Source organism: Enterobacter wuhouensis, assembly GCF_004331265.1.
Classification (GTDB): domain Bacteria; phylum Pseudomonadota; class Gammaproteobacteria; order Enterobacterales; family Enterobacteriaceae; genus Enterobacter; species Enterobacter wuhouensis.
The window spans coordinates 136,293-160,492 of the sequence record NZ_SJOO01000010.1 but is presented as its reverse complement, the minus strand read 5'-3'; the positions used below and the strand labels follow the sequence as shown (position 1 = coordinate 160,492).

At 56.7% G+C, this 24,200-nt stretch carries 21 protein-coding genes and 1 other RNA gene; 10 read left to right on the top strand and 12 right to left on the bottom strand.

Translation table 11 applies throughout. The features are described from left to right. Positions 1–14 precede the first annotated feature (14 nt). From tdcD to E0L20_RS19285, 9 genes are all read right to left on the bottom strand, one after another. Positions 15–1,223 carry a propionate kinase gene (tdcD, locus tag E0L20_RS19325; protein ID WP_131635359.1) on the bottom strand — a complete coding sequence of 403 codons (1,209 nt, stop codon included), beginning with the start codon at positions 1,221–1,223 and terminating at the stop codon, positions 15–17. A gap of 30 nt (positions 1,224–1,253) precedes the next feature. Beyond that, entirely contained in the window at positions 1,254–2,585 is a 1,332-nt protein-coding gene (gene tdcC / locus E0L20_RS19320) for a threonine/serine transporter TdcC (protein ID WP_131635351.1), read from the bottom strand. A gap of 10 nt (positions 2,586–2,595) precedes the next feature. Continuing rightward, a complete protein-coding gene (gene tdcB / locus E0L20_RS19315) occupies positions 2,596–3,585 on the bottom strand; it encodes a bifunctional threonine ammonia-lyase/L-serine ammonia-lyase TdcB (protein WP_131635350.1) in 990 nt (329 codons plus the stop codon). Between the two features lie 100 nt (positions 3,586–3,685). Then, a complete protein-coding gene (tdcA, locus tag E0L20_RS19310; protein WP_131635349.1) occupies positions 3,686–4,606 on the bottom strand; it encodes a transcriptional regulator TdcA in 921 nt (306 codons plus the stop codon). Between the two features lie 664 nt (positions 4,607–5,270). Continuing rightward, positions 5,271–5,647: RNase P RNA component class A (gene rnpB, locus E0L20_RS19305), an RNA gene on the bottom strand. 32 nt (positions 5,648–5,679) lie between these two features. Then, positions 5,680–6,825, bottom strand: a complete 1,146-nt coding sequence (gene garK / locus E0L20_RS19300; RefSeq protein WP_131635348.1) for a glycerate 2-kinase — start codon at positions 6,823–6,825, stop codon at positions 5,680–5,682. Between the two features lie 76 nt (positions 6,826–6,901). Then, positions 6,902–7,792: a 2-hydroxy-3-oxopropionate reductase gene (gene garR, locus E0L20_RS19295; RefSeq protein WP_131635347.1), complete on the bottom strand. Its 891-nt coding sequence runs from the start codon at positions 7,790–7,792 to the stop codon at positions 6,902–6,904. Positions 7,793–7,812: 20 nt separating this feature from the next. Beyond that, positions 7,813–8,583, bottom strand: a complete 771-nt coding sequence (garL, locus tag E0L20_RS19290; RefSeq protein WP_131635346.1) for a 2-dehydro-3-deoxyglucarate aldolase — start codon at positions 8,581–8,583, stop codon at positions 7,813–7,815. Positions 8,584–8,598: 15 nt separating this feature from the next. After that, a complete protein-coding gene (locus E0L20_RS19285) occupies positions 8,599–9,933 on the bottom strand; it encodes an MFS transporter (protein WP_131635345.1) in 1,335 nt (444 codons plus the stop codon). Between the two features lie 414 nt (positions 9,934–10,347). Here E0L20_RS19285 and garD point away from each other — a divergent pair, with 414 nt between their 5' ends. After that, positions 10,348–11,919 carry a galactarate dehydratase gene (gene garD, locus E0L20_RS19280; protein WP_131635344.1) on the top strand — a complete coding sequence of 524 codons (1,572 nt, stop codon included), beginning with the start codon at positions 10,348–10,350 and terminating at the stop codon, positions 11,917–11,919. A 113-nt stretch (positions 11,920–12,032) separates the two neighbouring features. On the opposite strand, the gene E0L20_RS19275 is transcribed toward garD, so the two are convergent. Next, positions 12,033–12,836: a DeoR family transcriptional regulator gene (locus E0L20_RS19275; protein ID WP_131635343.1), complete on the bottom strand. Its 804-nt coding sequence runs from the start codon at positions 12,834–12,836 to the stop codon at positions 12,033–12,035. Between the two features lie 239 nt (positions 12,837–13,075). Between E0L20_RS19275 and kbaZ the strand changes: the two genes are divergently transcribed. The 9 genes from kbaZ to E0L20_RS19230 all read left to right on the top strand — a co-directional run bounded on the left by kbaZ (position 13,076) and on the right by E0L20_RS19230 (position 22,304). After that, positions 13,076–14,383, top strand: a complete 1,308-nt coding sequence (gene kbaZ, locus E0L20_RS19270; RefSeq protein ID WP_131635342.1) for a tagatose-bisphosphate aldolase subunit KbaZ — start codon at positions 13,076–13,078, stop codon at positions 14,381–14,383. 19 nt (positions 14,384–14,402) lie between these two features. Continuing rightward, complete coding sequence (agaV, locus tag E0L20_RS19265) at positions 14,403–14,876, top strand: PTS N-acetylgalactosamine transporter subunit IIB (protein ID WP_010435938.1); 474 nt, start codon at positions 14,403–14,405, stop codon at positions 14,874–14,876. A 10-nt stretch (positions 14,877–14,886) separates the two neighbouring features. Then, a complete protein-coding gene (gene agaW / locus E0L20_RS19260; RefSeq protein ID WP_010435940.1) occupies positions 14,887–15,666 on the top strand; it encodes a PTS N-acetylgalactosamine transporter subunit IIC in 780 nt (259 codons plus the stop codon). Then, positions 15,656–16,534: a PTS N-acetylgalactosamine transporter subunit IID gene (agaE, locus tag E0L20_RS19255; protein ID WP_010435942.1), complete on the top strand. Its 879-nt coding sequence runs from the start codon at positions 15,656–15,658 to the stop codon at positions 16,532–16,534. Before agaW ends, agaE begins: the two co-directional genes overlap by 11 nt. Before the next feature lie 16 nt (positions 16,535–16,550). After that, entirely contained in the window at positions 16,551–16,985 is a 435-nt protein-coding gene (gene agaF / locus E0L20_RS19250; RefSeq protein WP_131635341.1) for a PTS galactosamine/N-acetylgalactosamine transporter subunit IIA, read from the top strand. Beyond that, positions 16,982–18,115 (top strand): N-acetylglucosamine-6-phosphate deacetylase, encoded by a 1,134-nt coding sequence (gene nagA / locus E0L20_RS19245; protein WP_131635340.1) that lies wholly within the window; start codon positions 16,982–16,984, stop codon positions 18,113–18,115. Before agaF ends, nagA begins: the two co-directional genes overlap by 4 nt. Positions 18,116–18,361: 246 nt before the next feature. Beyond that, entirely contained in the window at positions 18,362–19,510 is a 1,149-nt protein-coding gene (locus E0L20_RS19240) for an SIS domain-containing protein (RefSeq protein WP_131635339.1), read from the top strand. 12 nt (positions 19,511–19,522) lie between these two features. Further along, the gene (gene kbaY, locus E0L20_RS19235; protein WP_045134778.1) at positions 19,523–20,395 is read left to right on the top strand and encodes a tagatose-bisphosphate aldolase subunit KbaY; all 873 of its coding nucleotides are present in this window, start codon (positions 19,523–19,525) and stop codon (positions 20,393–20,395) included. 19 nt (positions 20,396–20,414) lie between these two features. Continuing rightward, positions 20,415–22,304: an alpha-galactosidase gene (locus E0L20_RS19230; protein WP_131635338.1), complete on the top strand. Its 1,890-nt coding sequence runs from the start codon at positions 20,415–20,417 to the stop codon at positions 22,302–22,304. 19 nt (positions 22,305–22,323) lie between these two features. Here the strand turns inward: E0L20_RS19230 and E0L20_RS19225 are convergent, their stop codons facing one another. Together E0L20_RS19225 and rsmI are read right to left on the bottom strand one after the other, a co-directional pair. Continuing rightward, positions 22,324–23,304: a Fic family protein gene (locus tag E0L20_RS19225; RefSeq protein ID WP_131635337.1), complete on the bottom strand. Its 981-nt coding sequence runs from the start codon at positions 23,302–23,304 to the stop codon at positions 22,324–22,326. 5 nt (positions 23,305–23,309) lie between these two features. Beyond that, positions 23,310–24,173: a 16S rRNA (cytidine(1402)-2'-O)-methyltransferase gene (gene rsmI / locus E0L20_RS19220; RefSeq protein ID WP_131635336.1), complete on the bottom strand. Its 864-nt coding sequence runs from the start codon at positions 24,171–24,173 to the stop codon at positions 23,310–23,312. Positions 24,174–24,200 lie beyond the last annotated feature (27 nt).

Here is a 24,200-nt window from a genome sequence, read left to right as displayed (position 1 = left end):
CGTTTCTCGCTTAATCAGGCGTAAGCCGCAGCCGGAATGACCTTCCCAAGACGGAGGGCGTCCAGCGCGATCATTTTTTCTTCATTGGTTGGGATCACCGCGCAGGCCGTGCGGGAGGCATCTGTAGAGATCACGCGCTCACCCGCGCTGCCCGGAAGCGCATTTTTGGCTTCATCAAGAATGATGCCAAAGACCTTCAGATGCTCTGCCACCAGCTCGCGAATGAGCGTCGAGTTTTCACCGATGCCGCCGGTAAACACCACGCCATCCAGACGGTGCAGCGACGCCGCGTGACCCGCAATGTGCCGCGCAATGCGGTGGACGAAGGTCTGGATCGCCAGCTGCGCACGCTCGTTGCCCTCGTGCCAGGCTTTCTCCAGCGCGCGTAAATCAGAGGAGATGCCGGAGATCCCCAGCAACCCGGACTCTTTGTTGACCACGCGCTCCAGATCCTCGAACGACTGGCCGGTCTGCTGGGCAATCCACGCCATCGCGCCAAAGTCCACGTCGCCGCAGCGCGTCCCCATCACCAGCCCTTCCAGCGGCGTCATCCCCATCGAGGTATCGACGCTTTCCCCGTTGCGCACCGCGCAGATGGACGCCCCGTTACCGAGATGGGCAATCACCAGGCCGCTGTCATCGGGGGACAGCCCGAGAAGCGTATGCGCCTGCGCGGCGACGTAGCGGTGAGAAGTGCCGTGGAAGCCGTAGCGGCGCACGCCAAGCTCTTCGAAATAGCGGTACGGCAGGCCGTACAGATACGCCTGCGGGGGCAGCGTCTGGTGGAAGCTGGTGTCAAATACCGCCACCTGCTGCACGCCCGGGAACAGGCGCTCTGCCGCTTCCACGCCGCCCAGGTTGGCGTAGTTGTGCAGCGGCGCCAGCGGGGAAACCTGGCGGATCTGCTCGATAACCTGTTCCGTAATCAGGGTCGACTCGCTGAAGAGGTCGCCGCCGTGAGCGATGCGGTGGCCAATTAAGGCCACGCTGCTCATCAGGTCGCGCTTCTCCAGCTCCAGGGCGATGGCGGCCAGCGCCCCTTCGTAGTCCTGGTGAGCCAGTCCGACTGGCTCACCCCCGTTCACGGAAATAAAGGCCTTCTCGGTGTTGATACCGTCTGCAATCCCCGTCATCAGGGCATCGCAGCTGCTTGCGTCGAGCACCGAAAACTTAACGGAGGACGATCCGCAGTTAATAACCAGTACTACCGGAAACTCAATCATCATGTGACTCCGCTCTTCCTGAGCTTTGGGTTAGAACAGTTTGTAAACGATGTTCAGAATGGTCAGCAGGCCGACCACGGTAACGAAGATGTTCTCGGTGCGGCCTTTGTATTTCGCCAGCGCCGGTGCCTTGCGGATGGCGTACATCGGCAGCAGGCACAGCAGAGAGGCGATGATCGGCGCTCCCATGGCTTCAATAAGGTCCAGAATGTTCGGGTTGGCGTAGGCCACAACCCAGGTGGAGCCCATGATGAAGATCATGCTGATGGTGTTCAGCTTGCCGATGGAGACTTTCTTCTTGTCGCCCTTGTAGCCGAACTTGAGGACCAGGCCGTTCAGCCCTTCCAGCGTGCCCAGGTAGTGGCCGAAGAAGGATTTGAAGATGGCAACCAGGGCGATGATGGACGCGCCGTACTCCAGCACCGTTGCGAACGTGGATTTGCTTCCCGACATCGACGCGAAGTGGTTCGCCAGGTAGGAGAGCACCGGAATATTCTGCGCTTTGGCTTCCGCCATGTTCTGCGGAGAGAGCGTGAACAGGCAGCTAAAGGCGAAGAACATCACCACCGCCACCATCAGCAGGCTGGCGCGACCGATGATTTTGGAACATTTCTGCTCGGTAAACTCTTTCCCGAACTCCGGCTCGTACTCTTCGCGCTTGGAGACCACAAACGAGGAGACGATAGGCGAGAAGTTGAAGGAGAAGACCATGATGGAAATCCCCAGCCACACCGTGACCAGAATGCCGTCATGACCGGTGAAGGCGATATCGCTCAGGTTGACCTGGTCGATCACCGCCGAGTTCCAGTAAGGGATCAGCGACAGGGAAATCAACACCAGGCTGGCGATAAACGGGAACACCAGGAAGCTCATCACCTTCACCATCAGGTCTTTACCGAACCAGATAACAAAGGCCATTAACAGCAGCAGGAACAGCGCCACAAAGCCGCGGTTCAGTGCGGGCAGCTGGAGCTGGTTTTCCCAAAAGGTCATAAACGTATTGGTAATAGTGACGCCGTAAATCCACAGCAGCGGGCAAATGGCGAAGAAGTAGAGGAAGGTGATCACCACCCCACCGGTCTTGCCGAAGTGCTCTTCTACCGTTTCGGTGATGTTGCCGGAGACGTTGCTGCCGGACAGACACAGGCGCGCCAGCGCCCGATGGCAGTAAAAGGCAATCGGGAAGGCGAGAACCAGCATCAGCAGGATGGGGATCAAGCCGCCAAAGCCTGCACGAATGGGGAAGAACAGCACGCCCGCGCCAATCGCGGTACCAAACAGGCCAAGCGTCCAGGTGGTATCAGACTTACGCCAGGTGGACGTTTTTGTCTGGCCAACGATAATGCTTTCTGTGTTGCTCATAGGTCATCCTTTATGCGTCAACGAAGCCGGTAATTTGGGAAACACGGGAGAGATCGATATTGCCGCCGGAAATAATGCAGACGGTTTTACGGCCCTGAATATAGCGATCGAGTTTGCCGCTTAATAACGCCGCGCAGGCCAGCGCACCGGCACCTTCTGTTACGACTTTATTTCGCTGAATAAGGGCAATCATGCTGTTGCGAATGTCGTCCTCGCTCACCAGCACAATGTCATCGACTAATTCTCGAACGATTTCGAAGGTTAAATTACCCGGACGAGAAACGTCGCAACCGTCTGCTAATGTTCCGGTGACGCGATGGTTGATGATTTCACCGGCCTGATACGATGCCGCCATACCGTGAACGTTTTCAGACTGCACGCCGATAATATTAATGGTCGGGTTGATGGACTTAATCGCCGTGGCAATACCGGCAATTAAGCCACCGCCGCCGATAGGCACAATGACGTTATCCACGTCATATAAATCTTCGAGAATTTCCAGACCAATGGTGCCCTGCCCGGCGATGACTTTGGCATCATCGTAAGGGGGAATAAAAATACGCCCTTCCATCTCGACGATTTCGCTCACTTTGGCGATGGTGTCGTTAAAGTTCTCGCCGTGGAGCACCACTTCAGCCGAGTAGTCGCGCGTGGCGGCAACCTTGGACTTCGGCGCGCCCATCGGCATCACCACTTTGCCGTCGATACCGAGCATGGCGCAGGAGAGCGACACGCCCTGCGCGTGGTTGCCCGCAGAGCAGGCGACAACGCCCTTGCGTTTTTCGGCATCGGTCAGCGAGCTTAGCTTATTAAACGCGCCGCGAATTTTGAATGAACCGGTACGCTGCATATTTTCGAACTTAAGGAATATCTCACCCTTACAGCGTTCGCTGAGATAATTTGAGCGCGGCATACCGGTTTTATAAACTTTTCCCGCCAGTCGTTTTCTAGCGTCCTGAATATCTTCAATGGTTACCGGGAGATCGTAGGTAATGTGCATAATATCCTCGTTATAATAATTCATTCTTTTCAGGCAAAGTCAGGGTATCAGAGCGTTACAGAGATAAGCTCTGGGTGTTTTTAAAATACGTTCTAAAAATTCATCGTCGTCTTTCTATATTCATCGACGAATATTGCTTCGCCAGCTCAACTAATACTGACGCTGATTTCTTAATACTGTAATTTTTTGACCACACCGCGGCATAACGCGCCACGGGCAATTCATCTTCCACTGGCAGAACAATAAACTGGTCGGAGCCGAACGGCGCAATCATGTCGCGGGGAATGACCGTCAGGTAATCGGCATTCAGGACAAGGTTATAAATGGTGACGACGGAGTCGGTCTGGACGATGTTTTCGATGCTGATGTGGTTGTCTTGCAGGGTGGTCAGAAGTTCTTTGTAGTAGCCCATATCGGTTTGCGGCATCACCCACTGCTCGTGCGTGAGCAATGCCAGTGTCGTCGGGCCGGTGCACGTTCGTGATTTGCTGGCGACCAGCACAAACTCGGATTCAAACAGCGGCTCGACGTGAAGATCCTGCAGCAGCATTTCGTCGCTTAACGTGCCGATGGCAAAATCCAGACGACCGTCGCGAATCGCGGGCAGGAACGACGAGAGCTGTGCTTCATACATCGAGACGCGCGCTTTCGGGAACACTTCCTTGAATTTTTTGATCATCTCAGAGAGGAAGGTGAAGCCAATCAGCGACGGGTAGCCAAAGGAGACGTCCATAACGGTGCTAAAACTGAGGCTGTTAATCTCGCTCACCATATTCTTCATTTCGCGGGTGATCGACTCTGAGTACGAGAGCAGAACCTGGCCTGCGGCAGTGAGTTTTACGCCGGTGTTTTTACGCACCATCACTTCCACGCCGAAATAGGATTCGATATCGCTGATGATTTTGCTGACCGCCGGCTGCGTCAGGCCCAGCTGTCTAGCCGCAGAACCTATGGAGCCACTTTTAATGACTTCCTGAAATACCACGAGGTGCTGTGTTTTCGGTAGAATAATAGTGTTCATAATATTCTGCGCTTATTTCCCTATGACGGAGCGGATTCTACCTAATTGTGTTTAAGAGGGTATGTGCTGTTACTCACAATTTACCTTTTAGGACTCATTCGGCTGGCTGCAAAAAACCAATAAAAACCTTTAAAATCAATACAGTAAACAAATATAAATACGCTATTACGCTGATATTGATCAACAAAAAAGGGAGTAATAAATTTATTTTATGCCGATAACCACGGTGAATTTCTTCAAATATTAAATAACAATAAAGATTAACTTTCAGACAATTAAAGGTTAATAAATATTCATTATTTACTTAAAACATTTTTGTAATTTATCAAATACGATAATAATAATTTTACGATGATGAAGGAAAGAGTGGAGCAGGTCACATATTCATGCGGTAAATGTTTTTGATTTCAATATATGCATATCAAATAAGAAAACAATGACGCCCATTTTAATAACAATATTAACAATCTCAAAACACTACAAATAACGCATTTTATAGCGGGAAATTTTGTGATTGCGATCGTCAATGGAGGATGAATGCATGCATTAAGCATCGAGACAGTGAAATGTGCTTCATGTCGCAAAACTGAGAATTGGTCTCGTTTGTAAACATTGCATCATGGTGCAGAAAGCAAAAACCCCGCCGAAGCGGGGTTCTTTAAAAAGTTGAAGCTGACCGATAAGCCGGGTTCTGTCGTGGACAGTCATTCATCTAGGCCAGCAATCGCTCACTGGCTCAAGCAGCCTACCCGGGTTCAGTACGGGCCGTACCATGTGAACCCCTATTTGGCCTTGCTCCGGGTGGAGTTTACCGTGCCACGGACTGTTACCAGCCGCGCGGTGCGCTCTTACCGCACCCTTTCACCCTTACCTGATCCCGCTTGCGCGGGCCATCGGCGGTTTGCTCTCTGTTGCACTGGTCGTGGGTTTCCCCCCCAGGCGTTACCTGGCACCCTGCCCTATGGAGCCCGGACTTTCCTCCCCTCCGCCCGTCTCCCCCGAAAGGGACGACGACGAAGCGGCGACTGTCTGGTCAGCTTCGGCGCGAAGTATAGAGGGTTTGCGCCCCGCTGTCACCCTTGGGTGTGCATCCCCACCTGTAAAGTGGCGGCAATATTACGCGAGGCGCGGTAAATGTTGTCATAGGCGCTGCGAAACGCCTCTTCGAGCGAGCCGATGCTGGTCAGCACGCTGAATACCGCGTCAATGCCGTACTGGTGAACGACACCGACATCCTGCGTCAGGCTACCGGCAATGCCGATCACCGGCTTATGGTATTTTTTGGCGACGTTCGCTACGCCAACGGGCACTTTGCCGTGAATGCTCTGGCTGTCGATGCGCCCTTCTCCCGTCAACACCCAGGTGCAGTCGTGGATATGTTCTTCGAGGTTAAGCGCCTGCGTGACAATCTCAATCCCGCTCTTGAGCTCCGCGCCGAGGAAAGCCATCAAGGCCGCTCCCATTCCGCCCGCGGCCCCTGCGCCCGGGACGTGTTTAACGTCAATGTGCAGGGATTTTTTGATCATGTCCGCATAGTGGCTGAGGTTGGCGTCCAGTTCGAGGATCATCCCCTCGGTCGCCCCTTTTTGTGGACCAAAGATGCGTGATGCCCCCTTCTCCCCCACCAGCGGATTGGTGACGTCGCAGGCCACGCGGATTGCGCAGCCCTTAAGCCGGGCATCCAGCCCTGATACATCAATACTGTTAAGCGCCATCAGGCTGCCGCCGCCGTAGCCGATCTCCGTGCCGTTGGCGTCCGTAAGCTTCGCACCCAGCGCCTGCATCATACCGGCGCCGCCATCGTTGGTGGCGCTGCCGCCAATGCCGATAATAATATTGCGTGCGCCTTTATCCAGCGCGCTGAGGATAAGCTCCCCCGTGCCGCGTGAAGTGGTCACGAGCGGGTTACGCTGCGCGGGGGGCACTAGCGCCAGGCCGCTGGCCGCCGCCATCTCGATAAATGCGGTGCTGCCATCGCCCGACATCCCCCAGCAGGCGTTGACCTTTTCCCCCAGCGGGCCGGTGACGACGGCGTGCTGTGCCGTGCCCCGGGTGGCGGCGATCATCGCTTCGACCGTACCTTCTCCACCGTCAGCAACAGGCACAGAAACATAAAGTGCGTCGGGAAAAATCTCCCGAAATCCTTTTTCTATCGCCTGAGCTACCTCGGTGGCAGAAAGGCTTTCTTTATAAGAGTCTGGAGCGATTACGATTTTCATAGTTGTAGCCTGTTACAGCACGGATCCGGCCTGGACCGTAGGCCCGGTAAGCGCAGCGCCACCGGGCAGGACGTCATTAGCGAGCAACTTCCACTTTCGCCAGTTTTTCGTAGTAGCACGCGATGGCGCTGTGGTCGGCTGTACCCAGCCCGTCCGCGCGCAGCGCCTGCATCATCTCCATCACCGCCGCGGTCAGCGGCAGCTGCGCGCCCACGCCGTGGGAGGTGTCCAGCGCGTTCGCCAGATCCTTAATGTGCAGGTCGATGCGGAAACCCGGCTTGAAGTTACGATCCATCACCATCGGCGCTTTGGCATCCAGCACGGTGCTGCCCGCCAGGCCACCGCGGATCGCCTGATAAACCAGATCCGGGTTTACGCCCGCCTTGGTGGCCAGGGTCAGCGCTTCTGACATCGCCGCAATGTTCAGGGCGACAATCACCTGGTTCGCCAGCTTGGTGACGTTACCCGCCCCGATTTCACCGGTATGCACCACGGAACCCGCCATCGCTTTCATCAGGTCGTAATATTTGTCGAAAATCGCCTTGTCGCCGCCCACCATCACCGACAGCGTGCCGTCGATGGCTTTTGGCTCGCCACCGCTAACCGGCGCGTCCAGCATGTCCACGCCCTTCACCTTCAGCGCCTCGCTAATTTCACGGCTCGCCAGTGGCGCAATGGAACTCATGTCGATCACCACCAGGCCCGGCTTCGCGCCGTCGATGATGCCGTTTTCGCCCAGCGCCACTTCTTTTACGTGCGGGGAATTTGGCAGCATGGTGATGATCACATCGCACTGCTCGGCAACCGCTTTGGCCGTGGTGGCCGCTTCTGCACCGGCTGAAATCACTTCCGCCACGGCGTCTGAATTACGGTCTAACACCACCAGTGAGTAACCCGCTTTGATGAGGTTTTTACTCATTGGTTTACCCATGATACCTAAGCCAATAAAGCCCACTTTCAGCGTCATAATTTTTTCCTCAATGATGGTTATTTTTTAAAAGCGTCTGCTAATTTCTGCGTGGCGGCGCGGAATACGCCGAGGTCGCTGCCGACCGCAACAAAGGTCGCGCCCCATTCCAGGTAGCGGCGGGCGTCCGCTTCAACCGGGGCCAGAATGCCGCACGGTTTGCCGTGCGCTTTGGCGCGGGCGAAAATGTGCTGAATGGCGCGCTGCACCTCCGGATGACCCGCATTTCCCAGGTGGCCGAAGGCGGCCGCCAGATCGCTTGGCCCAACGAAGATGCCGTCCACGCCGTCGGTTGCGGCGATGGCATCGACGTTATCCACGCCCTGCTGGCTCTCAATCTGCACCAGGATGGTGATGTTCTTATTGGACTGCGCGAAGTAGTCCGGCACGGTGCCAAACATGTTGGCGCGGTGCGACACCGACACGCCGCGAATGCCTTCCGGCGGGTAGCGGGTAGAGGCCACGGCCTGCACCGCTTCTTCTTCGGTCTCCACGAACGGGATCAGGAAGTTATAGAAGCCGATATCCAGCAGGCGCTTGACGATCACCGGCTCGTTAGTCGGCACGCGCACCACCGGCGCGCTGTGGCTGCCTTTCAGCGCCATCAGCTGCGGAATAAAGGTGCTGATATCGTTTGGCGCATGTTCGCCGTCCAGCACCAGCCAGTCGAACCCGGCCAGGCCCAGCACTTCGGTGCTGATGGGGTTCGCCAGGGCAGACCAGCAGCCAATCTGGATCTGATTCGCCGCGAGGGCCGCTTTAAACTTGTTCGGGAAGATATCGTTACTCATCGCTTATACCTTTGCTTATTTCTGCAATTCCATACGTTTAATGTCGCCTACCACGAACAGGTAGCAGACCATCGCCATTAACGCTGAACAGCCAACGAATACCAGTGCCGCGTTGAACGAATGCAGCTCACTGACCAGATAACCGATTACCAGCGGCGTCGCGATAGACGCCACGTTACCAAAGACGTTAAACACACCGCCGCACAGGCCGACAATCTCTTTAGGCGCGGTGTCGGAAATGACCGGCCAGCCGAGGGCACCAAAGCCTTTGCCGAAGAACGCCAGCGCCATCAGGGCCACCACCAGCGTGGTGTTGTTGGTGTAGTTACACAGGATGATGGATGATGCCAGCAGCATGCCCAGCACAATCGGCAGCTTGCGCGCCAGCGTTATCGACTTGCCCTGCTTAATCAGGTAATCCGAGAACACCCCGCCCAGCACGCCACCTGCAAAGCCGCACAGCGCCGGGATGGAGGCCACCAGACCGACCTTCAGAATCGACATGCCTTTTTCCTGCACCAGATAAATCGGGAACCAGGTGAGGAAGAACCAGGTGATGGTGTTGATAAAGTATTGACCAAAAAAGACGCCCAGCATCATGCGGTTGGTCAATAACTGTTTGATGTAGTGGAGTTTCGGGCCGCTCGCCGCCTGCGCACCCGGCTTTTTGTGGTCCATATCGACCACGGCACCGCCTTCGGTAATGAACTTCAGCTCCTGCCCGGACATGCGCGGGTGGTCGGTCGGGTTATGGATGTACTTCACCCATACGCCGGTCAGCACAAAACCAATCACGCCCATGACGGTGAAGACGTGTTCCCAGCCCCAGGCGAAGGTCAGCCAGCCCAGCAGCGGAGAGAAGATCGCCAGCGAGAAATACTGCGCCGCGTTAAACAACGCAGACGCGGTGCCGCGCTCTTTAGTCGGGAACCAGGCCGCCACGATGCGGGCGTTCGCCGGGAATGACGGGGCTTCCGAGAAGCCGAGCATAAAGCGCATGATAAACATTGAAATGCCCGCCCAGGCCAGCGGGAAGAGATCCACAAAGCCCTGCAGGAAGGTGAACAGCGACCAGAAGAACAGGCTGTAGGTGTAAACCTTTTTCGAGCCGAACTTATCCAGCAGCCAGCCGCCGGGGATTTGCATCAGCAGGTAGGCCCAGCCGAAGGCGGAGAAGATATACCCCATCGAGACGGCGCTCAGCTGCAGCTCTTTCGCCACCTCGGTGCCGGCAATCGACAGCGTGGCACGGTCAGCATAGTTGATGGACGTAACGATAAATATAATCAGCAGAATTAAATAACGGGTAGGTATCCCCTTTTTCGATTCTACAGCGGTATCCAGAATCATGTTTATTTCCTCGGGCACATCGATAGTTTTATATTTATAATTTTTATGAAGGAGTATTCCCTGATTATTTATCGATAGCAGGCAATATCAGGTAATTAACCAGACGCAATGAAATCGTGATTCAGTATAATCATCACCCGGTATTCGCACATTGTAATAACGCTCAATTATCGCAGCCTAAATAAATAATATTTTGAGCATATGCACAAAGCACTGGGCGCTGATGCACAGAATCAGGCATTAGGGGCTAACGGGCATGATGTCTCGCATTAGGGGGTGATCCGGATCACATTTTTATACCCTAAGTCCTGACATTCTTTATTTAAGAAGCGGCATCTTTATTTCGATAATAAGAAAATAAAAATCCATCTGGCCGCATTAATTATCAGACACTTTGCTGGAGAATACTGAACAATGGCCGACATTGAAATTCGACAGGCATCGCCGACGGCGTTCTATATAAAAGTACACGACACCGATAACGTGGCGATTATTGTCAACGACAACGGCTTAAAAGCGGGAACCCGTTTCCCGGACGGGCTGGAACTGATTGAGCATATTCCGCAGGGGCATAAAGTCGCGCTGGTGGATATCCCGGCTCACGGTGAAATCGTGCGCTACGGTGAAGTGATTGGCTATGCCGTTCGCGCCATCCCGCAGGGAAGCTGGATTGAGGAGTCGCTGGTGGAGCTACCCAAGGCACCGCCGCTGAACACCCTGCCGCTGGCGACCCGCGTTCCCGAGCCGCTTCCGCCGCTGGAAGGTTATACCTTTGAAGGCTATCGCAACGCGGACGGCAGCGTCGGCACCAAGAACCTGCTCGGTATTACCACCAGCGTGCACTGCGTGGCGGGCGTGGTGGATTACGTGGTGAAAATCATCGAGCGCGACCTGCTGCCGAAATACCCGAACGTGGACGGCGTGGTCGGCCTGAACCACCTTTACGGCTGCGGCGTGGCGATCAACGCGCCCGCGGCGGTGGTGCCAATCCGCACCATTCATAATATCGCCCTTAACCCGAACTTTGGCGGCGAGGTGATGGTGATTGGCCTGGGCTGTGAAAAGCTGCAGCCCGAGCGCCTGCTGCAGGGCACCGAGGATGTGAAAGCCATTCCGGTGGACGATGCCAGCATCGTGCGCCTGCAGGACGAACACCACGTCGGCTTTAGATCGATGGTCGACGATATTCTGCAGGTGGCTGAACGTCATCTGGACAAGCTCAACAGGCGCCAGCGCGAAACCTGCCCGGCGTCTGACCTGGTTGTAGGAACCCAGTGCGGCGGCAGCGATGCCTTTTCCGGCGTGACCGCTAACCCGGCGGTGGGCTATGCGTCCGATCTTTTTGTGCGCTGCGGCGCGACGGTGATGTTCTCCGAGGTAACCGAGGTGCGTGACGCCATCCACCTGCTGACGCCGCGCGCCGTCAACGAAGAGGTGGGCAAACGCCTGCTGGAAGAGATGGCCTGGTACGATAACTATCTCGATATGGGGCAAACTGACCGCAGCGCCAACCCGTCTCCGGGCAACAAGAAGGGCGGCCTGGCAAACGTGGTGGAAAAAGCCCTTGGTTCGATTGCCAAATCCGGCCAGAGCGCGATTGTGGAAGTGCTCTCTCCGGGCCAGCGCCCCACCAAACGCGGCCTGATTTACGCGGCAACGCCGGCCAGCGATTTCGTTTGCGGCACGCAGCAGGTGGCGTCCGGCATTACCGTGCAGGTCTTTACCACCGGACGCGGCACGCCGTACGGCCTGATGGCGGTGCCGGTGATTAAGATGGCGACCCGCACCGAGCTGGCGAACCGCTGGTATGACTTAATGGATATCAACGCGGGCACCATCGCCACCGGGGAAGAGAGCATTGAGGACGTGGGCTGGAAGCTGTTCCACTTCATTCTGGACGTGGCGAGCGGGAGGAAGAAAACCTTCTCCGATCGGTGGGGATTACATAATCAGCTGGCGGTGTTTAATCCTGCACCGGTGACGTGATGGCCCCTCACCCTAACCCTCTCCCCATAGGGGAGAGGGGACTGCTCGGTGCGGTCTTTTCACCCTCGCCCCTATGGGGAGAGGGCAGGGTGAGGGGAAAGGTGTAAAACCTCTTAAACCAGCACCACGTCAATCCCGCTCTTCCGCAACCCGTCCAGGCTCTCCGCCGGAATCCCTTCGTCGACAATAATCATATCGATCCTTTGCGTATCGATGATTTTATGCAGGCTCGAACGGTTAAACTTGCTGGAGTCCGTCACCACGATAATACGCTCCGCTACCTCGCACATTTTGCGGTTCAGGCGGGCCTCGTCTTCATTGTGCGTGCTTACACCGCGATCCAGATCGATGGCGTCAACGCCCAGGAATAAAAGGTCAAAATGGTAATTCTGTAGCGACTGCTCCGCCTGGTCGCCGTAGAACGATTGCGACTGACGGCGCAAATGCCCGCCGGTCATCAGCAGCTCTACCCCTTCCGCTTCCAGCAACGCATTGGCGACGTTCATCCCGTTGGTCATTGCAATCACGTCCGTATGCTGGCGCAGCATGCGGGCGATTTCAAACGTCGTGGTGCCGGAATCCAGAATAATGCGGTGGCCTGGCTTTACCAGCTCAGCGGCGGCCTGCGCAATACTGCGCTTCACCGCCGTATTCAGCGAACTTTTATCCTCCACGGAAGGCTCAGCGCCCGTCGCATTGCCTTCACATATCAGGGCGCCGCCGTAGGCACGTACGGCAATGCCCTGCTTCTCAAGGAACGCCAGATCGTTGCGGATCGTCACCGTCGACACGCCATAGAGATGAGAAAGATCGTTAACCTGCACGCTTCCCTGCGCCCGCAACCGCTGAATAATTTGCTCTCGCCTTTCACTGGTGCCGGTGATGCGCTTTTCCGCGGATGAGTCGGTGCTGCTCATACGAGCTCCTTAATAAATAAACTTTCGTTTCATTTCGTTTCGCCTATTAAGGCCTTTCTTTTACGGGAATGCAAGCCCTGTCTGGCGACCAGACGCAAGCCGACCGGGCGCTGAAACCTTTCATTATGTTTCTTTTGTGAAACAGATCGGAAAACTATTATCTTTCGTTTTATTTTTATAACACCATGATGCAGTATCAAATGAAACAAAACGAAAGATGAATATCAACACCATCCGAAATGGAGAGGAAAGTGAAACATCTGACACACATGGTGGAACAACATAAACGGGGGAATGCAAACGGGATTTACGCCGTCTGTTCCGCACATCCCCTGGTACTTGAAGCCGCAATTCGTTACGCACAGTCGCATCAAACGCCGCTATTAATTGAAGCCACCTCCAACCAGGTAGATCAGTTTGGCGGCTATACCGGCATGACGCCCGAAGATTTTTACGGGTTTGTCTGCCGTCTGGCCGAGTCGCTCGATTTTCCGACCTCACAGCTGATCCTCGGCGGCGATCACTTAGGGCCGAACCGCTGGCAAAACCTGCCTGCACAGCAGGCGATGGCCAATGCTGACGACCTCATCAAAAGCTACGTTGCCGCCGGATTCAAAAAGATCCACCTCGACTGCAGCATGTCCTGCGAAGACGATCCGGTGCCGTTAACCGATGCCATCGTTGCTGAACGCGCGGCTCGTCTGGCGAAGATTGCCGAAGCGACCTGCCGCGAACAGTTCGGCGTCACCGATCTGGTCTACGTTATCGGCACGGAGGTTCCGGTTCCCGGCGGCGCACACGAGACGCTCACCGAGCTTGAGGTCACTACGCCGGACGCGGCCCGCGCCACGCTTGAGGCTCACCGCCACGCGTTCGAAAAAGAGGGGTTAAACGACATCTGGCCGCGCATTATTGGCCTGGTGGTTCAACCTGGCGTTGAATTTGACCATGCGCACGTCTGTGATTATCAGCCGCAGAAAGCCGTGGCGCTGAGCAAAATGGTTGAAGCCTACGACACGCTGGTGTTCGAAGCGCACTCCACCGATTACCAGACGCCGCAGGCGCTTCGCCAGCTGGTGAAAGATCACTTCGCCATTCTGAAAGTTGGCCCTGCCCTGACCTTCGCCCTGCGCGAGGCGCTGTTCTCGCTGGCCGCCATTGAAGAGGAACTGCTCCCTGCGAAAGCCAGCTCCGGCCTGCGCCACGTGCTGGAAAACGTCATGCTCGATCGCCCGGAATACTGGCAAAGCCACTACCACGGTGACGGTAACGCGCGACGCCTGGCGCGCGGCTACAGCTACTCCGACCGCGTGCGCTACTACTGGCCGGACAGCCAGATTGACGATGCTTTTGAGCGACTGGTGCGCAACCTGGCGGATGAACCTATCCCGCTGCCGCTGATTAGCCAGTATCTGCCGCTGCAGTACGGCAAAGTTCGCGAGGGCGCTCTCAAGTCGACACCACGGGAACTCATTATCAACCACATTCAGGACATACTTCAGCAGTACCACGCCGCCTGCGAAGGCGTAACGACTCAAAACGCATAATTAAAAAGAGGAAAACGCTATGCCAAACATTGTTTTATGCCGCATCGATGAACGTCTGATCCACGGTCAGGTGGGCGTGCAGTGGGTGGGGTTTGCGGGGGCAAACCTGGTGCTGGTAGCAAATGACGAGGTGGCTGAAGATCCGGTACAGCAAAACCTGATGGAAATGGTGCTCGCGGAGGGGATCGCCGTGCGCTTCTGGTCGCTGCAAAAAGTGATCGACAACATTCACCGCGCCGCTGACCGTCAGAAAATCCTGCTGGTCTGCAAATCACCCGCCGATTTTCTGACGCTGGTCAAGGGCGGCGTGCCCATCACCCGTATCAACGTGGGAAACATGCACTACGCCAATGGCAAACAACAAATTGCCAAAACGGTCTCTGTCGACGCGAACGATATCGCCGCGTTCAACGGCCTGAAATCTGCCGGAGTGGAATGCTTCGTTCAGGGCGTACCAACAGAAGCTGCTTTGGATCTCTTTAAACTGCTCTGAGGGATTCACAATGGAAATCAGTCTGTTGCAGGCGCTGGCGCTGGGCGTACTCGCCTTTATCGCCGGTCTGGATATGTTTAACGGCTTAACGCACATGCACCGCCCGGTGGTACTCGGGCCGCTGGTCGGCCTGATTCTGGGCGATTTGCATACCGGCATTTTGACCGGCGGGACGTTAGAGCTGGTCTGGATGGGGCTAGCACCCCTGGCGGGCGCGCAGCCGCCTAACGTCATTATCGGCACCATCGTGGGCACCGCCTTTGCCATCAGCACCGGCGTGAAGCCGGAGGTTGCGGTTGGCGTCGCCGTGCCGTTTGCCGTTGCGGTGCAAATGGGGATCACCTTCCTCTTCTCGGTAATGTCCGGCGTAATGTCCCGCTGCGACCGCATGGCGGCAAATGCCGACACCAGCGGCATTGAACGGGTCAACTATCTGGCGCTGCTGGCGCTCGGCATCTTCTATTTTCTGTGCGCGTTCCTGCCGATCTACTTCGGTGCAGAACATGCGAAAACCGCCATTGACGTTCTGCCAGCGCGTCTGATTGACGGCCTCGGCGTGGCGGGCGGCATCATGCCAGCTATCGGCTTCGCCGTACTGCTGAAGATCATGATGAAAAACGTCTATATCCCTTACTTCATTATCGGCTTTGTGGCTGCAGCCTGGCTCAAGCTCCCGGTGCTGGCGATAGCGGCGGCCGCGCTGGCAATGGCGCTGATCGACCTGATGCGCAAATCACCTGAACCGACGGCGCCTGCCGCTCAGAAAGAGGAATTCGAAGATGGCATCTAACCAAACAACGTTGCCGGGCGTGTCTGAAAGCGAAGAGACGCTCCTGACCGGCGTGAATGAAAACGTCTACGAGGACCAAAGCATCGGTGCCGAGCTGACGAAGCAGGATATTAACCGCGTGGCCTGGCGCTCCATGCTGCTGCAGGCCTCGTTTAACTATGAACGTATGCAGGCCTCCGGCTGGCTGTATGGCTTACTGCCCGCGTTGAAAAAGATCCACACCAACAAGCGGGACCTGGCGCGCGCCATGAAAGGCCATATGGGCTTCTTCAACACCCACCCGTTCCTGGTGACCTTTGTTATCGGCATTATTCTGGCGATGGAGCGCTCCAAGCAGGATGTGAACAGCATCCAGAGCACCAAAATTGCCGTCGGCGCCCCGCTCGGCGGCATTGGCGACGCCATGTTCTGGCTAACCCTGCTGCCCATCTGCGGCGGTATTGGCGCCAGCCTGGCGCTGCAAGGGTCGATTCTGGGCGCGGTGGTCTTTATCGTGCTGTTTAACGTGGTGCACCTTGGCCTGCGTTTTGGCCTGGCGCACTACGCGTACCGGATGGGCGTCGCGGCCATTCCGCTGATTAAGGCCAACACCAAAAAGGTCGGCCACGCGGCGTCTATCGTCGGGATGACGGTGATCGGCGCGCTGGTGGCCACCTACGTCCGCCTCAATACCACGCTTGAAATCAAGGCGGGTGATGCGGTCGTTAAACTGCAGGCCGACGTGATCGACAAGCTGATGCCCGCGTTCCTGCCGCTGGTCTATACCCTGACCATGTTCTGGCTGGTACGCCGCGGCTGGAGCCCGCTGCGCCTGATTGGTATCACCGTGCTGCTGGGTGTAGTCGGTAAGTTCTGTCACTTCCTGTAAAAGCAAAGAGGTAGCGATGTTAGGCATTATTTTGACGGGTCACGGCGGCTTTGCCAGCGGGCTTGAGCAGGCAATGAAGCAGATCCTCGGCGAGCAGCCGCAGTTCATCGCCGTCGATTTTCCGGAAAGCTCCACCACCGCGCGGCTGACCGCTCAGCTTGAGCAGGCGGTGAGCGAGCTGGATGCGCAGCACGATGTTGTCTTTCTTACCGACCTGCTGGGCGGCACGCCGTTCCGCGTGGCGTCAACGCTCGCCATGCAAAGGCCGGGCAGCGAAGTGATAACCGGCACCAACCTGCAGCTGCTGCTGGAGATGGTGCTGGAGCGCGACGGGCTAAGCAGCGAAGCGTTTCGGCGGCAGGCGCTGGAGTGCGGGCATCGCGGGCTGACCAGCCTGGTGGACGAGCTGGGACGCTGTCGCGAGGAAGCGCCGGCTGAGGAAGGAATATGAGCCAGCTGCTGCGCGCGCATCGTTTGCTCACGGAGCAGGGCTGGCTGGACGACCATCAGCTACGCATTGAAAACGGAACGATTGCGGCGATTGAACCTATCCCGGCAGGCGTTACGGCGCGCGATGCTGAGCTGCTTTGCCCGGCGTACATCGATACGCACGTGCACGGCGGCGCGGACGTAGACGTCATGGACGATGCGCCCGACGTGCTGGATACGCTGGCGATGCATAAAGCGCGCGAAGGCGTGGGCGCATTTTTACCCACCACCGTGACAGCGCCGCTGGAGAGTATTCACGCCGCGCTGATGCGCATCGCCCGGCGCACTCAGTCCGGCGGCCCCGGCGCGCAGGTTCTGGGCAGTTATCTGGAAGGACCTTACTTTACGCCGCAGAACAAAGGGGCGCATCCGCCGGAGCTGTTCCGGGAGCTGGATATCGCCGAGCTGGACAGGCTGGTTGCCGTTTCACAGGGCACGCTACGGGTAGTGGCGCTCGCGCCGGAAAAACCTGGCGCATTACGGGCGATCCGCCACCTAAAGCAGCGCGGCATACGCGTGATGCTGGGCCATAGCGCCGCCACTTACGATCAAACGCTTGCGGCATTTGATGCGGGTGCCGACGGGCTGGTTCACTGCTACAACGGCATGACGGGGCTGCACCACAGGGAACCCGGCATGGTCGGCGCAGGGCTTACGGACAAACGGGCGTGGCTGGAGCTGATTGCCGACGGGCACCACGTCCATCCGGGCGCAATGCGCTTGTGCTGCTGCTGCGCGCAGGATCGCGTGGTGCTGATTACCGATGCCATGCAGGCGGCAGGTATGCCGGACGGACGCTACACGCTCTGTGGTGAAGAGGTCTCGATGCAAAACGGCGTGGTTCGAACCGGCTCCGGCGGGCTGGCCGGGAGCACGCTCGCGCTGGATGCCGCCGTACGCAATATGGTGGAACATACGGGCATTACCGCCGAAGACGCGATTCATATGGCCACGCTGCACCCGGCCCGCCTGCTGGGTATGGATAACCAGCTCGGCTCGTTAGCGCCGGGTAAACGCGCGAATCTCATCGCGCTGGACGGGGGTTTGCACCTCAATAAGATCTGGATTCAGGGCCAGGCTCTTCCCCTTTAGCCCTTTCATTGTGTCTCCCGTTGGCCTTACGGAACGAGATCGTAAGGCCTTTCTTTTCCTTTCCTTCTTCATTGCCTTTCCTTTGGCGATCACACTTTTCGTTTTATTTCTTTTCTCCCATTGAACTTTCGATTTCTTTTCTATAGATTTTATTTAACTGCTAAAGTGAACAAGTGAAACGAAACGAAAGATAGCGACACGATTGCCAGCGTCTGATGTGGAATTCACACGACTAAGGAATGAGTTATGCAACAAACCACTACCGCCGCCACAACCGGCACCTGGACCGAGGAAGAGATCCGCCAGCAGCCTGCGAGCTGGAGCCGCTCACTGAATAATATCGATAGCCTGCGATCCTCGATCGACAGTTTCCTGACGCCGCTGCTGCGCAAGCGCGATCTGCGGATCGTCCTGACCGGCGCGGGCACATCGGCGTTTATCGGCGACATCATTGCGCCATGGCTTTCCAGCCACACCGGGAAAAACTTCACAGCCGTTCCAACGACCGATCTGGTCACCAATCCAATGGACTACTTCAGCCCTGCGCATCCGCTGCTGCTGATCTCCTTCGCCCGCTCCGGCAACAGCCCGGAAAGCGTCGCTGCCGTCGAGCTGGCAAATCAGTTCGTGCCGGAGTGCTACCACCTGTCGATCACCTGCAATGAGGCGGGAAGCCTGTATCAAACTGCGGTCGACAGCGATAACGCCTATGCCCTGCTGATGCCTGCCGAAACGCACGATCGCGGGTTTGCCATGACCAGCAGCATTACCACCATGATGGCCAGCTGCCTGGCCGTGTTCGCTCCGGAAACGATCAATAGCCACACCTTCCGCGACGTCGCCGATCGGTGTCAGGCGATCCTCACTACGCTCGGTGATTTCAGCCACGGCGTCTTTGGCAATGAAGCGTGGAAACGCGTTGTCTATCTGGGCAGCGGCGGCCTGCAGGGCGCGGCGCGCGAATCGGCGCTGAAGGTGCTGGAGCTGACGGCGGGCAAGCTGGCGGCGTTTTACGACTCCCCGACGGGCTTCCGTCACGGGCCGAAGTCGCTGGTAGATAGCGAAACGCTGGTGGTGGTGTATGTCTCAAGCCATCCGTATACCCGTCAGTACGATCTGGATCTGCTGGCCGAGCTGCGCCGCGATCGGCAGGCCCTGCGCGTCGTCGCCATCGCCGCTGAAAACGATCCGGTTATTGAAGCAGGCCCGCATATCCTGCTGCCGCCTTCCCGTCCGTTTATCGATATGGAACAGGCGTTCTGCTTCCTGATGTATGCCCAGGTCTTTGCGCTCACCCAGTCGCTCAGCGTTGGCAATACGCCCGATACGCCATCCGCCAGCGGGACGGTCAACCGCGTGGTGCAGGGCGTTGTTATTCACCCGTGGCAGGCTTAAGAGGATCGGATCATGAGTATTATTTCTACCAAATACCTTCTGCAGGACGCGCAGGCAAAAGGCTACGCCGTTCCGGCATTCAACATCCACAACGCGGAGACGATCCAGGCGATCCTCGAAGCGTGCAGCGAAATGCGATCGCCGGTGATCCTGGCGGGCACGCCGGGCACCTTTAAGCATATCGCGCTCGAAGAGATCTACGCCCTGTGCAGCGCGTACTCCCACACCTACGACATGCCGCTGGCGCTGCACCTCGATCACCACGAATCGCTGGACGATATTCGCCGCAAGGTCAACGCGGGCGTGCGCAGCGCGATGATCGACGGCAGCCACTATCCGTTTGAACAAAACGTGAAGCTGGTGAAGTCGGTGGTCGATTTCTGCCACCTCAACGACTGCAGCGTCGAGGCCGAGCTGGGCCGCCTGGGCGGCGTGGAGGATGACATGAGCGTGGACGCCGAAAGCGCGTTCCTCACCGATCCGCAGGAAGCGAAACGCTTCGTCGAGCTGACCGGCGTAGACAGCCTTGCCGTCGCCATCGGCACCGCGCACGGCCTCTATACCAAACGTCCGAAAATCGACTTCCAGCGGCTGGCCGAGATCCGCGAAGTGGTCACCGTGCCGCTGGTGCTGCACGGCGCGAGCGATGTGCCGGATGAGTTTGTACGCCGCACCATCGAGCTGGGCGTGTGCAAAGTGAACGTGGCGACCGAGCTGAAAATCGCCTTCTCTGACGCGGTTAAAGCCTGGTTTGCCGAAAATCCGCAGGGTAACGATCCGCGCTTCTACATGCGGGTCGGCATGGACGCCATGAAAGAGGTGGTCAGAAGCAAGATCGCCGTTTGCGGCTCGGCAAATCGGTTGCTGCTTCCGGCTGAAGCATAACAAAAAGGATCTTATTCTGATGAAAAAAAACCTCACCCTCTCAATGCTTGCCCTTGTCGTTCCCTGTAGCGCTATGGCGGCAAACTACACGCTCACCAACGATAAGCTTGCTCTGTCCTTTGATGACGCAAATTCAACGGTGGTGGTGAAAGATACTACGGCCAACCATCCCATCACCCCGCAGGAGCTGTTCTTTCTGACGCTGCCGGATGAAACAAAAATCCACACCGCTGATTTCAAAATCAAGCACGTCGAAAAGCAGGACAGTGCAATTATCATCGACTTTACCCATCCGGACTTTAACGTAACGGTGAAGTTAAACCTGGTGAAGGGGAAGTACGCCAGCATCGACTACACGCTTGCTGCCGTCGGGCAACCGCGAAACGTGGCAAAAATTACCTTCTTCCCGACGAAAAAACAGGCTCAGGCACCTTATGTTGACGGGGCAATCAACAGCTCGCCGATTATCGCTGACTCGTTCTTTATCCTGCCGGATAAGCCGATCGTTAATACCTACGCCTATGAAGCGACGACCAACCTCAACGTCGAATTAAAAACGCCGATCCAGCCGGAGACGCCGGTGAGCTATACCGCGTATTTCGGTACCTTCCCCGAAACCAGCCAGCTGCGCCGCAGCGTGAACCAGTTCATCGACGCCGTGCGTCCACGCCCGTACAAGCCTTACCTGCACTACAACAGCTGGATGGATATCGGTTTCTTTACCCCCTACTCCGAACAGGACGTGCTTGGCCGCATGGATGAATGGAATAAGGAATTCATCACCGGACGCGGCGTGGCGCTGGACGCCTTCCTGCTGGACGACGGCTGGGACGATCTTACCGGACGCTGGCTGTTTGGCCCGGCATTCAGCAACGGCTTTGGCAAGGTACGAGAGAAAGCCGACAGCCTGCGCAGCTCCGTCGGGCTGTGGCTTTCGCCGTGGGGCGGTTACAACAAGCCGCGCGATACGCGCGTCTCGCATGCGAAGGAATACGGTTTCGAAACGGTAGACGGGAAGCTGGCGCTGTCCGGGCCGAACTATTTTAAAAACTTCAATGAACAGATTATCAAGCTGATCAAAAACGAGCACATTACCTCGTTCAAGCTCGACGGAATGGGCAATGCCAATTCGCACATCCAGGGCAGCCCGTTTGCCTCGGATTTTGACGCCTCCATCGCTCTGCTGCATAACATGCGCAGCGCTAACCCGAATCTGTTTATCAACCTGACGACCGGCACCGACGCCAGCCCGTCCTGGCTGTTCTACGCGGATTCAATCTGGCGTCAGGGGGATGACATAAACCTGTACGGCCCCGGCACGCCGGTGCAGCAGTGGATGACCTATCGCGATGCCGAAACCTACCGCTCCATTGTGCGCAAAGGCCCGCTGTTCCCGCTGAACTCGCTGATGTACCACGGGATCGTCAGCGCCGAAAATGCCTATTACGGCCTGGAGAAAGTCCAGACGGACGGTGACTTTGCCGATCAGGTCTGGAGCTACTTCGCGACCGGCACCCAGCTGCAGGAGCTGTATATCACCCCGTCCATGCTCAACAAGGCGAAGTGGGACACCCTGGCACAGGCCGCGAAGTGGTCGCGGGATAACGCCGGCGTGCTGGTGGACACGCACTGGATTGGTGGCGATCCCACCGCGCTGCAGGTTTACGGCTGGGCATCCTGGAACAAGGACAAAGCGATTCTCGGCTTGCGTAACCCGTCAGATAAGCCGCAAAGCTACTACCTGGATCTGACCAGAGATTTTGAGATCCCGACGGGTGGTGCCACGCAATACGGTTTGAAGGCGGTGTACGGGCGTAATTCAACCGTACCAGGGGAGTATAAAAATGCCGTGGTGATTACGCTGCAGCCGCTGGAAACGCTGGTGTTTGAGGCAGTGCCAGAAAGCTAAAACGTCGTCAGCTGGCAGGTTAAGCCATGACCTGCCAGCTTCCGCCCTTCCTTGCGCCCAGGCGTTTTAATTTGCCTTTCGACTGCAGGATCGAAAGATAGCGTTCCACGGTTCGGGAAGTGACGCCCAGCATAGATGCCAGCATCGCAGCGGTCATCTGCGGTTGAACAGTAAGAAGCTCAAGGATGGTGCTTTCCTTTTCCGACATTTCTTCCGACATTTGTACCGACATAACGGATGTCATATCGATACCTTCCCGTAAAGCATCGGTCATATTTTGCAGCATAAACTCCACGAATGCCGTGCAATCACTGGCCCGATCGCATTGTCCTAAAATCTGGTAATAGCGCGCTTGCTGGAAGTGAATGAGTGTCTCAACGGGCAGCCATGCAAGCTCTGCACGCCACTGGCTTAAGATCAGCGTTTGCCACAGCCGTCCCATGCGGCCATTTCCATCCGAAAAGGGATGAATGAACTCAAACTCGTAATGAAATACCGAGCTGGCAATCAGCGGGTGAAGATCGGTTTGCCTAAGCCAGGAAAGAAGATCGTCGATAAGGCGGTTCATCTGTGAGGCTGGCGGAGCCATGTGGACCAACTGGTCCCCACGGTATACGCCGACATCCCCCTCCCTGAGCGATCCGGGACGGTCGACCAAACCCACCATCAATAATCGGTGCGCACTGAGCAAATCGCTGAGTTTCCACGGCTTCCATGCGGGTAACGCCTCATATGCGAGAATCGCGTTACGTACTTCCTGAATATCTTTTTCAGGTGCGAGTACGCGCTTTCCGTCCATGATTGCCGTCACCTGCCCGGTCGTCAGCGAGTTATGTTCAATGGCCAGCGAGGCCTGAATCGTGCGAATGCGGTTCTCTTTACGCAGCAGTGGCGACGTTCTACCTGAATGTGCCGCCCAATGCCCCATCAGTTCACCAATCTCAACTACCTGATTGAGGATTGCGGGCGTGATGGTAAAAGGAGGCTGATAGCGGCTCATCTGGCTTACTCCCCCTGCTGCTCCAGCGCATACTTGTACAGCGCATTCTTCTTCACGCCGTGAATTTCCGCCGCCAGCGCAGCGGCCTTCTTCAGCGGCAGTTCTGCCTGCAGCAGCGCCAGCGTACGCAGGGCGTCAGCAGGAAGCGCGTCCTCCTGTGCCTTATGTCCTTCGACAATCAGCACCATTTCGCCCTTGCGGCGATTCTCGTCTTCCTTCACCCACGCCAGCAGCTCGCCCACCGGCGCGCCGTGGATCGTTTCCCAGGTTTTGGTCAGCTCGCGCGCCAGCACCACGTAGCGGGCTTCTCCCCAGACGGTCACCATATCGTCCAGGCTTTCCAGCAGGCGGTGGGTTGACTCATAGAAAATCAGGGTGCGCGGTTCAGCTTCAAGCTCTTTTAAGACATCGCGGCGGCCCTTGGATTTGGCGGGCAGGAAACCTTCATAGCAGAAGCGATCGGACGGCAGACCCGCCGCGCTCAGCGCCGCGATGGCGGCGCACGGCCCCGGCAGCGGCACGACGCGGATGCCTGCTTCACGGCAGGTGCGCACCAGGTGGTAGCCAGGATCGTTAATCAGCGGCGTACCGGCGTCAGAGACCAGCGCAATGTTCTGCCCTTCCTTGAGCTTCGCCACCAGCGTTTCGGCTTTTTGCTGCTCGTTGTGATCGTGCAGGGCAAACATGCGGGCGTTTATCGCAAAGTGTTGCAGCAGTAAACCCGTGTGGCGAGTATCTTCAGCGGCAATTAAATCAACAGCTTGCAATACGGTCAGCGCACGTTGGGTAATATCAGACAAATTCCCGATAGGAGTAGGTACAATATAAAGCTGGCCTTGAGAATTATCCGCCGTTTCGTGTTGTTTCATTGTTTAGTCCGTATTGCCGATTTAATA